Annotated in this window: 14 protein-coding genes; 5 read left to right on the top strand and 9 right to left on the bottom strand. The window is 74.3% G+C overall.

The window, feature by feature from the left end; all coding sequences use genetic code 11:
- Positions 1–8 precede the first annotated feature (8 nt).
- A complete protein-coding gene (locus tag IG86_RS0135205) occupies positions 9–1,841 on the top strand; it encodes an ATP-binding cassette domain-containing protein (RefSeq protein ID WP_051785587.1) in 1,833 nt (610 codons plus the stop codon).
- The gene (locus IG86_RS0135210) at positions 1,838–3,655 is read left to right on the top strand and encodes an ATP-binding cassette domain-containing protein (protein WP_030833274.1); all 1,818 of its coding nucleotides are present in this window, start codon (positions 1,838–1,840) and stop codon (positions 3,653–3,655) included. The genes IG86_RS0135205 and IG86_RS0135210 overlap by 4 nt, the downstream gene beginning before the upstream one ends.
- A gap of 1 nt (position 3,656) precedes the next feature.
- Here IG86_RS0135210 and IG86_RS0135215 read toward each other — a convergent pair whose 3' ends face one another.
- The 3 genes from IG86_RS0135215 to IG86_RS0135225 all read right to left on the bottom strand — a co-directional run bounded on the left by IG86_RS0135215 (position 3,657) and on the right by IG86_RS0135225 (position 5,741).
- Complete coding sequence (locus IG86_RS0135215) at positions 3,657–4,268, bottom strand: response regulator transcription factor (RefSeq protein ID WP_030655128.1); 612 nt, start codon at positions 4,266–4,268, stop codon at positions 3,657–3,659.
- Between the two features lie 196 nt (positions 4,269–4,464).
- The gene (locus tag IG86_RS0135220) at positions 4,465–5,286 is read right to left on the bottom strand and encodes a DUF1206 domain-containing protein (RefSeq protein ID WP_030902328.1); all 822 of its coding nucleotides are present in this window, start codon (positions 5,284–5,286) and stop codon (positions 4,465–4,467) included.
- Between the two features lie 5 nt (positions 5,287–5,291).
- Positions 5,292–5,741, bottom strand: coding sequence for an SRPBCC family protein (locus IG86_RS0135225; RefSeq protein WP_030833278.1), 450 nt, complete (start codon positions 5,739–5,741; stop codon positions 5,292–5,294).
- A 169-nt stretch (positions 5,742–5,910) separates the two neighbouring features.
- Here IG86_RS0135225 and IG86_RS0135230 point away from each other — a divergent pair, with 169 nt between their 5' ends.
- Positions 5,911–6,342, top strand: a complete 432-nt coding sequence (locus IG86_RS0135230; protein WP_037943568.1) for a VOC family protein — start codon at positions 5,911–5,913, stop codon at positions 6,340–6,342.
- Here IG86_RS0135230 and IG86_RS0135235 read toward each other — a convergent pair.
- From IG86_RS0135235 to IG86_RS0135255, 5 genes are all read right to left on the bottom strand, one after another.
- Complete coding sequence (locus IG86_RS0135235; RefSeq protein WP_030655116.1) at positions 6,333–6,995, bottom strand: DUF4230 domain-containing protein; 663 nt, start codon at positions 6,993–6,995, stop codon at positions 6,333–6,335. The genes IG86_RS0135230 and IG86_RS0135235 overlap by 10 nt on opposite strands.
- Before the next feature lie 51 nt (positions 6,996–7,046).
- The gene (locus IG86_RS39425; RefSeq protein WP_045937392.1) at positions 7,047–7,478 is read right to left on the bottom strand and encodes an ATP-binding protein; all 432 of its coding nucleotides are present in this window, start codon (positions 7,476–7,478) and stop codon (positions 7,047–7,049) included.
- Between the two features lie 181 nt (positions 7,479–7,659).
- Positions 7,660–8,610: a sensor histidine kinase gene (locus tag IG86_RS0135245; protein WP_030902332.1), complete on the bottom strand. Its 951-nt coding sequence runs from the start codon at positions 8,608–8,610 to the stop codon at positions 7,660–7,662.
- A complete protein-coding gene (locus IG86_RS0135250; RefSeq protein ID WP_078848633.1) occupies positions 8,607–8,909 on the bottom strand; it encodes an STAS domain-containing protein in 303 nt (100 codons plus the stop codon). The genes IG86_RS0135245 and IG86_RS0135250 overlap by 4 nt, the downstream gene beginning before the upstream one ends.
- 39 nt (positions 8,910–8,948) lie before the next feature.
- Positions 8,949–9,881, bottom strand: coding sequence for a SigB/SigF/SigG family RNA polymerase sigma factor (locus tag IG86_RS0135255; RefSeq protein WP_030833293.1), 933 nt, complete (start codon positions 9,879–9,881; stop codon positions 8,949–8,951).
- A gap of 210 nt (positions 9,882–10,091) precedes the next feature.
- Between IG86_RS0135255 and IG86_RS0135260 the strand changes: the two genes are divergently transcribed.
- Positions 10,092–10,436, top strand: coding sequence for an STAS domain-containing protein (locus IG86_RS0135260; protein ID WP_030833296.1), 345 nt, complete (start codon positions 10,092–10,094; stop codon positions 10,434–10,436).
- A gap of 31 nt (positions 10,437–10,467) precedes the next feature.
- Here IG86_RS0135260 and IG86_RS0135265 read toward each other — a convergent pair whose 3' ends face one another.
- Positions 10,468–10,905 (bottom strand): ATP-binding protein, encoded by a 438-nt coding sequence (locus IG86_RS0135265; RefSeq protein WP_030833299.1) that lies wholly within the window; start codon positions 10,903–10,905, stop codon positions 10,468–10,470.
- A 341-nt stretch (positions 10,906–11,246) separates the two neighbouring features.
- Here IG86_RS0135265 and IG86_RS0135270 point away from each other — a divergent pair.
- Positions 11,247–11,949 (top strand): HAMP domain-containing protein (locus IG86_RS0135270; RefSeq protein WP_030833303.1); only part of this gene is annotated, 703 nt, incomplete at its 3' end.

Genomic DNA, 11,949 nt, shown 5'->3' on the forward strand with positions numbered 1-11,949 from the left:
TCCCGCCGATGAGCCCTCCCGACGCGGCCGGCCCTCCCGACGCTGCCGCCGGACCGGCGCAGGAGCCGGAGGCCGCCCTGGGACGCGACGCGGACCGGGCGCTCGTCGCAGCCGCCCGGCACAGCGGCGGGCGTACCGCCGCGGTCCTCGGATGCACGCTGGCGGCCGCCGCGGCGGCGCTCGCCGAACCGGCCGTCCTCGGCCACACCCTGGACCTGCTGCTGCGCGCGGACCCGTCGGGCCCCGCCTGGACCCTGCTGTGCGCCGCCGTCATCGCGGCCGAAGTGGCCCTGGACGCCGCCGCCGCACGACTGACCGGGGAGGTCGACGGCCGCTCCACCGCCCTGCTGCGCAGGCTCGGGCTCGCCCGGCTGCTGGGGACCGCACCGCACCACGCGGCCCGCCACGCCCCCGGCGAGAGCGCCGCGCGGCTGACCGCACACGCCGCGGAGGCGGGGAAGGTCCCTACGGCCGTCGCGCACGGCGTCGCCGCGCTGCTGCCGCCGCTCGGCGCGGTGGCCGCGCTCTTCCTCATCGACCCGTGGACGGCGCTCACCTTCCTGCTGGGCCTGCCGTTGCTGGTGCTCCTGCTGCGGGCCTTCACCCGCGACACCCTCACCAGCGTCGCCCGCTACCAGCAGGTCCAGCTCGCGACCGCGGGACGCCTCGTCGAAGCGCTGGCCGGGGCCCGCACGATCGCCGCCGCCGGGACCGCCGACCGAGAACGCGCCCGCATCCTCGCGCGGCTGCCCGAACTGGGCGCCGAGGGCAGGCGCATGTGGCAGGTCTACGGCGGCACGACGGCCCGGTCCTCCGCCCTCATGCCGATGCTCCTGTACGCGGTCCTCGCCGTCGGCGGCATCCGTCTGTCGGCCGGGGCCATCGGGGTCGGCGAACTCCTCGCCGCCCTGCGGTACGCGGGCCTCGCCGCCGGTGTCGGCGCGGTGACCGGCGCGCTGGCGGCGGTGGTCCGCGGTAGGGCCGCCGCCCGCCGGACCGCCGCAGTCCTGGCCCTGCCCCCGCTCGGCCACGGCCGCGCCGACCTGCCGGACGGCGGGCCCGGCACCCTGGAGCTGCGTGACGTGACCGTCGTGCGCGGCGGGTCGGCCGTCCTGCGGGACGTCGGCCTGCTGATCCCCGGAGGAAGCACCGTGGCGGTGGTGGGCCGGTCCGGGGCGGGCAAGACGCTGTTCGCCGCCGTGGCCGGCCGGCTCACCGACCCCGACGCCGGCCAGGTGCTGCTGGACGGCGTTCCGCTGCGGGAGCTGACCGCCGAAGCCCTGCGCCGCGAGGTGGGCTACGCCTTCGACAGGCCGGTGCTGTTCGGCGGGACGGTCGCCGACGCGATCGGGTTCGGCGCGGGCCCGGCCCCCGGGCCGCGGGCGGTGCGGGCCGCGGCGCGGGCCGCGGGCGCCGACCCGTTCGTACGGCGCCTGCCCGACGGGTACGCGACGCGCCTCGCCGACGCCCCGCTGTCCGGCGGTGAGGTCCAACGCCTCGGGCTGGCCCGGGCGTTCTGCCACGCGGGCAGGCTCCTCGTACTGGACGACGCCACCTCCAGCCTCGACACCGTCACCGCCCGGGAGGTCGAGCGGGCGCTCGCCCGCGAGATCCGGCCCGGCACCCGGATCGTGGTCGCCCACCGCCTCTCCTCCGCCGCCCGAGCCGACCTCGTCGTATGGCTCGACGACGGACGGATACGGGCGGCCGGCCCCCATGCCGAACTGTGGCGGCGCGAGCCCGCCTACCGGGAGGTGTTCGCCGCCGACGCGACGGCGACGCCCGGGACGGAGGCGGACGACCGCCCGTCGCCCTCACGGAGGCAGGAGGCGGGCCGATGACCGGAACCGGGCCGGGGACCGAGACGGGGACCGGGACCGAGACGGAGGCCTGGCGCCGGGTGGCTCCCGAGGGCCGGCGGTTCCTGCGCGGCCGCAAGAGCGTCCTGGCGCGCCTGGCGGCATGGTCGCTCCTCGAATCCGCGCACACCTTCCTCGGCGGCTACGCAGTGGCCCGCGCCCTCGACGACGGCTTCCTCACCGGCCGCACCGCCACCGGACTGGCCTGGCTGGCCGCGGCCGCGGCCGGAGCGCTGCTCGGCGGGTTCGCGCTGCGGGGTGTCTTCGCCGGACTCGCCGACCTCGTCGAGCCGCTGCGGGACGGCCTGGTCCGGCGGGCGGTCCGGCAGGCGCTGGACCGCGCGGTGGGCGACCCGGTACGGGCTCCCGACGCCGGCGCGGTGTCCCGCCTGACCCAGCAGACGGAAATGGCCCGGGACTCCTTCGCCGGGCTGGTCCTGACGGTGCGCTCGTTCGTGTTCACCGCCGTGGGCGCCTTCGCGGGCATGGCGGCGCTGGCCCCGGTCCTGCTGCTGATCGTGCTGCCGCCCCTGCTCCTCGGCGTGGCCGTCTTCCTGGCCACGCTCCGCCCCATGGCGGCCGTGCAACGCAGCTCCCTGGACACCGACGAGGCGCTCGCGGACCGGCTGGGGGAGCTGGGCGAGGGCCTGCGAGACGTCGTGGCCTGCGGCGGACAGGCGGCGGCGCAGGACCGGGTCGGGTCCCTGATCGCCGCCCAGGAGCGGCTGGCCCGCCGGCTCGCACGCTGGGCGGCCCTGCGGACCCTGGCGCTGGGCACGGCGGGCCGGCTGCCGGTGGTCGCGCTGCTCGCCGCGGCGCCCTGGCTGCTCACGCACGGGGTCACCGCCGGAACGCTCGCCGGCGGTCTCACCTACGTGGTGCAGGCCCTGCTGCCGGCCCTCAACTCCCTGATGACGGCCCTCGGTTCCGCCGGGACCCGGCTGCTCGTCGTCCTGGAGCGCTTCTGCGCCCCGCTGCACCCGATCCCGGCCGTTGCGCCGACGAAGGCGCAGCAGGCCACCGGCCCGGCCTCCGCCGCGGCAGCGGAACTGCGGGGCGTCACCTTCGCCTACGGCCGCGGCGCGGCGCCGGTACTCGACGCCCTCGACCTCGTGGTGAGGCCGGGGGAGCACCTCGCCGTCGTCGGTCCGAGCGGCATCGGCAAATCCACGCTCACCGCCCTGCTCGCCGGGATGCTCGCACCCGACGCGGGCACGGTGCTCGTCGCGGGCGCGGCCGCCCGCCGGTCACCGGACGCGAGCGGACCGGACCCCCGGCGGACGCTCCTGCCGCAGCAGGCCTACGTGTTCACCGGCACCGTGCGGGAGAACCTCACCCACCTCTCCCCCTCCCCGGACCCGGGCGACGCCCGGCCCGACGACCCCAGGTCCGCAGACGCCCGGGTGCGGCACGCCGTCAGCGCCCTGGGACTGGACGGCCTGGTGGAGCGGCTGGGCGGGCTGGACGCCGAGGTGCGGCCCGGGCTGCTGTCCCGCGGCGAGAGCCAGCAGCTCGCGCTCGCCGCCGCCTACCTCTCGCCGGCGCCGCTCCTGCTCCTCGACGAAGCCACCTGCCATCTGGACCCGCGTACGGAGGAGCGTGCCGAACGGGCCCTCGCGGCCCGGCCCGGCACCCTCGTCGTCGTGGCCCACCGGGTCTCGTCCGCGGCCCGCGCCGACCGGGTCCTCGTCCTGGACGGGACCCGCGCCGTGTGCGGCACGCACGCGGAACTCCCGGCCAGATCGCCGCTCTACCGCGACCTGGTGGGGAAGTGGAACGAGACCACGGACGGCTGACTCAGACCCAGCCCTCCCGCCGGGATATCCGGATCGCGTCGATGAGGTTGCGCGCACCCGTCTTGCGGGTCGCCGCGGCCATGTAGTTGCGCACCGTCCCGCTCGCCAGGTGCAGTGCGCGCGCTATCTCGACGATGGAATCGCCCTCCGCCGCCCGGGCCAGCACGCTCAGCTCGCGCGGGCTCAGCGGTACCGGGTCCGCCTCCATGAAGGCGGAGGCCAGCGAGGCGTCGATGAACCGTTCCCCCGCGGCCACCCGCCGCACCGCCCGGACCAGCCGGCCCGGCGAGCCGTCCTTGTCGACGTACCCACGGGCCTCGGCGCGGAAGGCCCGGTGCAGCGAACCGGGTGCGCCGGTCGACGCGAGCACGAGCACGGGGGAGGGGGATGCGAGGACCTGGCGGTCCGCGGCGCGCCCGTGGTCGGCCAGCACGGCCGTCGTCCCCGGACAGTCGAGGTCGACGACCGTCACGTCTGGTCGTAAGGACTCCGCGCGCCGTGCCGCGCTCCGCCAGCCCGCGGAGGTGACCTCGAAAGGCCCTTCCGATCTCAGCAGGGCGGCCAGTGCGGACCGGACCAGGCTGACGTTGTGCAGGACCAGGACCTTCGTCATCGTGAGCTCTCCTCGGTGAACGAACCAACAGCACCACGCGGCTGCCCCCGTAAGGGGGAGATGGAACGTCACTGCGGGGGGCTTGCAGGGGCGTACGGACAACTTGGCCGAGATACCCGCGGATCCCGCTCCGCTTAGGCGGGTTACCCCCTTGAAGACCGGCGGCCTCCCGGTCCCCACGCCCCCGCGGGACGGCTCACACCTCGCGCCACCGGGCCATCGCCCAGTCGAACGCCCCGTACAACGCCAGTCCGACGGCGACCGCGACCAGCAGCCACGGTCCCGCGGGGGTCAGGGAGAACGACCTCAGGGTGTCGTCGAGCCCCTTCGCCTGCCCGGGGTCGTAGCGCAGCGCCGCGTACAGGATGAAGCCGCCGGCCGCCGCGAACACGGCCCCGCGGGCCAGCCCACCGGTCACCCCGAGGAATTCGACCGCCTTGCGCGAGCCCTGCGAGGACCCGCCCATGGCCAGGTGCTCGCGGAAGTCGCGCCGGGCCGCCTGCACGGCGATGACCACTCCCGCGACGGCGATCCCGAGCCCGACGGCGCCCACCAGCCACTGGCCGGCCGGCAGGCCGAGCGCCTTGGAGGTCATGTCGCGCGACTGTTCGTCCCCGGAGCCGCCGCCGCTGCCCGCCGCGAACGCGAAGACGGAGAAGGCCACCACCGCGTAGAAGACGCACCGGGCGGCCGCGGCCAGCCGTTTCGTGGGTTTGTCGCCCTTCGGTCCGGCCGCGCCGAACACGGCCTCCGACAGGCGCCACAGCGCCATGCACACGAGGCCGACGCCGACGGCCCAGATCAGGACGGAGCCGAGGGGCTTGTCCGCGAGCTCCTGGAGGGCGCCCTGCCGGTCGGCCTCCTTCTCGCCGCCGCCGAAGGCGACGCGTACGGCGAGCACCCCGATCAGCACGTACAGCACTCCGTGCGCCACCAGCCCGGATCTCCCCGCGACCTCCCGGACCGTGCCGCCGCGCGACACGGTCCCGGCGCCCCTGCTCGCAGCCTCGCCGCTCATGGCGGTCAGACCTCGCCCCGCCAGGCGCCGGTCTCGGTTCCGCGCGACTCGATGAACAGCTTGAACCGCTTCAGATCACCTGTGACCTGGCGCTTGACGAAGCCGAGCTTGTCGGCGGCGGCCTCGGCCAGACCGTCGGGCACCCAGTTCATGCGCAGGGCGACCTTGGTGGTGGACGCGTCGATCGGCTCGAAGGTGACGAGCCCGGCCTGGCGGGCCTCACCGTCGACCGTCATCCACGCGACGCGCCGGTCCGGGAGCTGCTCGGTGATCTGCGCGTCGAACTCGCGCCGTACGCCGCCCACGTTCGTCACCCAGTGGGTCAGCGTGTCGGTGCGCTGGTCGATGCGCTCGACGCCCTCCATGAAGGCGGGGAAGTCCTCGAACTGCGTCCACTGGTTGTAGGCCGTGCGTACCGGAACGTTGACTTCGACATACTCCTCGACGTGCGACATGCGCACCCCTTCCCTGTCGTCGGCAGTCCCGCACCCCCGAGGTGCGGGCGTCCGTCTTGGACGTCTCGCAGCGCGGCTACCCGGCCCCGTCGGTGCCATGCACGGCCCCGGGGCGGGAGGGGCCGGTACGGCGCGTGTACGGGTGACGACGCAGGGCACACGCGGGGGCATGACCGTACTCAAGACAAGTGTGATCGTCCTGGACTGCGCCGAACCGGAGCCGCTGGCCCGGTTCTACGCGCAACTGCTCGGCGCGTCGGCGGGCCCGGCCACCGACGACGGCGAACTGTTCCTGGTCACCGGCGACGCCGGCCTGCTGCTCGGCGTCCGCCGGGATCCGCACCGCGCGACGCCGACCTGGCCGCTGCCGGAGGGCTCCCAGGAGGTACACCTGCGGATCCTGGTGGCGCAGGAATCCCTCGACGAGGCAGAGCGCGAGGCCGTGGCCCTCGGGGCGCGCCCGGTGGCGGCCGAGGAGGACGGAACCCGCCCCGACAACCGCACGACCCTGCGCCGCTACGCGGACCCGGCGGGCCACGCGTTCGTCCTCGCGGCCGTCCGCGAGGACCCCGCCCGGCCCGCCGGGGGCGCTCAGCCGTAGGTGACCGTCACCTCGCGGAAGCCCAGGGAGCGCAGCAGCCCCTCCAGCATCGACGTGGTGTTCTTCTCGGCGCGGTCGACGAGACCGCTGTCGCGGGCCGCCGCGTCGATGTGCTGCGCGGCGAGCTTCTGCACCGCCTGCTCGCCGGCCGGGTTGTCGGAGAACAGATCACCGATCCGGTCCAGCAGGCCCCGCTGCTTCGACACCGCGTAAGAACGGTTCGGGTCGAGGGCCGCCGTGCCGAGCACCGCGTGCGGCAGCCGGATCGTGGCGCCGGTACGGTCCTCGTTCACGGTGACGGCCCGCTCGTCCAGCCCGCCCATGTCGACGTAGCCGCTGACCGTACCGGCACCCACGTACAGGGTGCGGGTCCCGCGGATCGCGTCCGGCAGGAACGCCGCGTCCTTCTCCAGGTCCACGACCACCTGGAAGTTTCCGACCGCTGCCTCGTAACGGTCCATGTCCTGCACCGACTTCAGCAGCGCGGGCCCCGACCGGTCCCTGGTGTCGGAGCCGAAGAGTCCGCCGAACCCGGGTACCAGGCTGAAGCGCTCCACGAGCACCAGCAGCACCACGACCACCGCTACGCCGGCGACGATCCGGCCCCACATCGGGCGCCGCGTGCCGCCCGGCCGATCCGAAGAGGTTTCCATGCCCCGCGGATACCCCGCGGACGCGGCTCCACTACGGAGGGAGACGCTTCTCTAGCGCCCCGTGGCGTTGCCGGACACCAGTCGGGTGGCCTCGATCTCGGCCCAGACGGCCTTGCCGCCCGCGTGCACGTCGGCTCCCCAGCGATCGGACAGCCGCTCCACTATGTGGAGGCCGTGGCCGCCGGGGACGCCGCGCCGGGGTGCCGGATCGCGGCGGGGGAGCGTCGTCGTGCCGTCGTACACCTCGATGCGCAGCACCTTGCCGCTCATGAGGACGAGCTCGTGACAGCCGCCCGCGTGCAGTGACGCGTTGGTCAGCAGCTCGGACACGAGGAGCAGGGTGTCCTCGGCGGTCTCGGTCCCGTCCCAGCCCCAGTCCCGCAGGGCCTGGCGCGTGAAGTCGCGACCCTTGGCCACGGAACCGCGGACGCCCGTCAGGGCGAGCCGGCGGCGCTGCCCCGCGGCGGGAAGGCCGACACCCACAGGATCACCCGTTTCCGCTCCGACGGTCTCCACTGAGCTCTCTCACCCCCGCGTTGGCACTGGTCTCTGTCACAGGCGTATGCCCGGCGCGGCCACGATCGATGTACGACACAGTCCACATACCTGCAGGCGTCCCGTGGTCGCCCTGGCAGGCGCGTGACATTGTAGGCGACAGTAGCTCTCAGGGCGTGGCCACGTGCAGCCGCAGCGTCAGGCCGCTCTCCGTGGCACGGACCTCCACCAGGTCACAGAGCTGGTGGATCATCCACAGACCGCGGCCGCCGTGGGCCGAGGCGAGGGAGGGGCGGCGCCGCCCCGCCAGCGGATCGGCCAGCCGGCCGTCGTCGTGGATCTCGGCGACGACACCCGCCGCGGGTCCGTCGACGGTCCACAGGCGGAGCGTGCCCTTCCCGCCACCGTGGGAGAGGGAGTTGGCCGCCGCCTCGCTGATCGCCATGATCAGGTCGCCGCGCCGCGCCGGGGTCAGGCCGGTACGGCGTCCCCAGCCCTCGGCGTACTCGCGGACCTCGGCCAGCCCGCCGTGGGTGTACGCGAGCCGGGCCACCGGCCCGCCGGGCTCGGGCAGGGGGCGGTCCAGGTCCGCCGGGGCCCCGGTGTAGCCCGGGCTCGGCACGTCACGGCCCCGCTCCATGAGGGTGGGGTGCGTTCGCCGGGCGTCCCGCACCACGGCGGGCGCCAGTCCGACGACGTCGTACGGGCACAGGACGGTCGCGGGCCGGCCGGCGAAGGCGGTGTTGATGAGGGCCTCGTGGCGGGTGGCCTCCAGCACCTCGGCGGGGGAGCGGCCCGGCCATATCGGTTCGCCGACGATCCGCGCCGGCCGGCCCGGGTTCCGGTCGGCGAAGTCCTGCAGGGCGGCCAGGATCCGGCCGGGGTTGCGGCCCAGTTCCGTCATGTCCGTCCAGGTGATCCCGGAGCCGCCGCCCACGGCGAGGCTCTCGCGCAGGGCGTCCAGGCGCGGGCCCGGTACGGCGACGAGCACCGGCTCGTCGGCCGCGAGGGCGGCGCGTACGAAGCCGCCCACGCCCGTCACGTACTCGTCGAGGTCCCGGTAGAAGAGGGCGGGATGGACGAAGGCCCCCGGCCCGGCGGGCGCAGGAACAGGGATCATGCTGCGACCTCCAGCGCGGCGCACTCCTCCGGGAACATCTCCACCACCTTGCGCAGCGAGTACGGCGGGTCGTGGAGCAACAGGCGCCGCCCCTGCCCGCCGAGGGCTGCCGATGCCCGTACGAGTGCCGCGACCGAGGCCGCGTCGCAGAAGAGCACGGTGGAGAGATCGAGGTGGACGACCGCGCCGGGCATGCCGGCCACGACGCCGAGGGCGCTGGACAGTGCCTGCCGGGTGTCGAGGTCGCAGCTGCCGCTCAGGCGCGCGCCGGGGCGGCCCCGCAGCGGCAGGGCCGTCAGCGGCGCCGTCCCGCCCGGACTCGGCGTCGTGGTGCACGCCTATGCCGTGAGCATGCCGGCGCGCAGGCGTGCCAGGGTCCGGGACAGCAGGCGGGAGACCTGCATCTGCGAGATGCCCAGTTCGGCGCCGATCTCGGCCTGGGTCTTGTCCTGCCCGAAGCGCATCTGCAGGATGCGCCGGTCGCGCTCGTCGAGCTCCTCCAGCAGGGGCGCGAGGGTGTGGAACTCCTCGAAGAGCTCCATGGCGGGATCCACCTCGCCGAGGCGCTCCGCCAGCGGCCGGGTCGTCCCGCTCGGGGTGGAGGGCGCGTCGCCGTCACCCCCGGAGGCGTCGAGGGAGCCGCTCGTGTAGCCGTTCGCGGCCACCAGCCCGTCGATGACCTCCTCCTCGGACAGCTCCAGGTGCTGGGCGACCTCCTTGACCGTCGGCGCCCGGCCCAGGACGTCGGTCAGGGCCTCCTGGGCCTTGGCGAGCTCCGTCCGCAGCTCCTGCAGGCGGCGGGGGACGTGCACCGCCCAGGTGGTGTCACGGAAGTACCGCTTGATCTCGCCCGTGATGTACGGCAGGGCGAGCGTGGAGAACTCGACCTCGCGGTCGAGGTCGTAGCGGTCGATGGCCTTGATGAGGCCGATGGTCCCCACCTGGATGATGTCGTCCATGTCGAGGCCGCCGCCGAGCACGCGGGCCCGGAAGCGCCGCGCGGCGAACTGCACGAGCGAGAGGTTCATCTCGATCAGGGTGTTGCGCGTGTACTGGTACTCGCGCGTCCCCTCCTCCAGGGCCTGCAACCGCCGGAAGAAGTGCCGGGACAGCTCACGGGCGTCGGACGGCGACATCTCGCGGGCGTTCTCCACCCGCGACACGTCCTCGTCCCGCGCCGGTACTCCGGGGTCCTGGTCCTCCAGGTCACGAACGGGTACGTGCACGTCGGTGGTACGAACGGGGCCTACAACGGTGGCCGAGCGCGACATGGTGGCCGCTCCCTCCCGATTGACTGCGGCTGCCGAGGCGCTTGTGCCCCGTCTTTTCGATTCCATTCACCTCGGCCGCATGACTTTTTTTCCCGCGTCGCGAACGGGTTGCCCGTAGGGGCACCGGTCGACCGGGGGCGCGGTGCCGCCGCCGTGAGCAGGCATACTCCCTTGACGAAGACGAACAGGCGGCGATCCGTGGAGGCGGACATGAGCGGATTCGGGGACGCGTACCAGCCAGGAGCGGTGGGGGAGGGCTACCCGGCGGGCGACGGCTGGGTGGTGGCGGCCCACGGGGAACTGGACCAGGACACGCTGAACCCGCTGGAAGAGGCTCTCACCGCGGCCGCCGGCCGGCACCCGCTGGTGGTTCTGGACGCCGGCTCCATCACCTTCGGGGACTCCTCGTTCCTGAACCTGCTCCTGCGGCTGCACCACACCACCGCGCTGCGCATCGCCGCCCCGGGCGAGCAGCTGCGACGGCTCTTCGCCGTGACCGGCGCCGACACCGTCCTCTCCCTGCACGCGACGGTCGAGGACGCCGTCGCGGCGTGAACCGGTCCCGCGCGTCCGTCCCGACTGCGGGTCAGTCGCCGCACGGCCCGGCCGTATGCGGGTCCGGCCCGCCCGCGGGCCGGAAGCAGGCGGTGATCGCCTTGCCGCCGTGGCACGCGTGCACGTCCAGGGAGTCGGCCAGCGCGGTGACGATCCCCAGCCCGCGGCCGGAGGTGGCGCTCGCGTCGCCCTCGGGGGTCCGGGTGCGCGGAAGCCGCGGATCGGAGTCGGCGACGCTGACGTGGAGGCAGCGGCCGTCCCAGGTCAGCACCAGATGCGCGGTGCCGACGGCGTGCAGGTGGGCGTTGGTGACGAGTTCGGAGACGCAGAGCAGCACGGAGTGCACGGTGTCGGCCGCCGAGGTGTTCCACGGCAGGGACGCCAGGTGCGCGGCGGTCCACTGCCGCGCTGCCCGGACGCCCTCCGCAATCGGGAACGAACGCGCCCAGCCCACGGCCTTGACCGCCAAGGTCCTCACCCCTTTTCTGCCGTTGAGCCGTTGGATACCGGTTCGTCTACCCGGAGCCGGCGGTGGCATCCGAAGATTTCCGAAGCACCATGGTGGGAACGTGAGTTCGGGCCGATGGGACCGGGAGCCCGGGCAAGTCCCTTCCCGCGAATGCCGGACGCGTCGGCCGCCGGAGTGATCGACCGTGCTCCACCGCACCTCCGACGGCGTTAGCCTTCACCGGAACCGGTGCCGCGGTCAGGACGGATCCCGCGGGACCGGGCGCTCCGGCATGCCCTGGTTCCAGGGCGCTGCCCTGTGCGCGTGTCGGCGCGGGTTGGTTTCGAGAGTGAGGGTGACGGATGGCCGAGCGGGCGGGCGCGGATCCACTGGGCGGCGCTCCGGCATTGCCGGGCGACGGCGGGATCGGCGAGTCGGAACTGCGCCAGTTGCTGGCCGGGCTGACCGCCGTACGGGACGGGGACTTCCGTACCCGGCTGCCCGACGGGGCGGACGGACTGCTGGGGGAGATCGCCACCGTCTTCAACGGGATGGTGAACCAGCTGTCGCTGTTCACCTCCGAGGTGACGCGGGTCGCCCGCGAGGTGGGCACCGAGGGGACCCTGGGCGGGCAGGCCGACGTACCCGGCGTCGGGGGCGCCTGGCTGGACCTTACGGATTCGGTCAATTTCATGGCCGGAAACCTCACCGCCCAGGTCCGCTCCATCGCCCAGGTCGCCACCGCCGTGGCCCAGGGCGACCTCTCCCAGAAGATCACCGTCACCGCGCGCGGGGAGATCCTGGAGCTGAAGGAGACCATCAACACGATGGTCGACCAGCTCTCCGGGTTCGCCGGAGAGGTCACCCGAGTGGCCCGCGAGGTCGGCACCGAGGGCCGGCTCGGCGGACAGGCCGACGTCAAGGGCGTCTCCGGCACCTGGAAGGACCTGACGGAATCGGTCAACGTCATGGCCGACAACCTGACCGCCCAGGTCCGTTCCATCGCCGAGGTCACCACCGCCGTCGCCCAGGGCGACCTGACGCAGAAGATCCGGGTGGACGCCC

It is taken from the genome of Streptomyces virginiae, from assembly GCF_000720455.1.
GTDB lineage: Bacteria > Actinomycetota > Actinomycetes > Streptomycetales > Streptomycetaceae > Streptomyces > Streptomyces virginiae.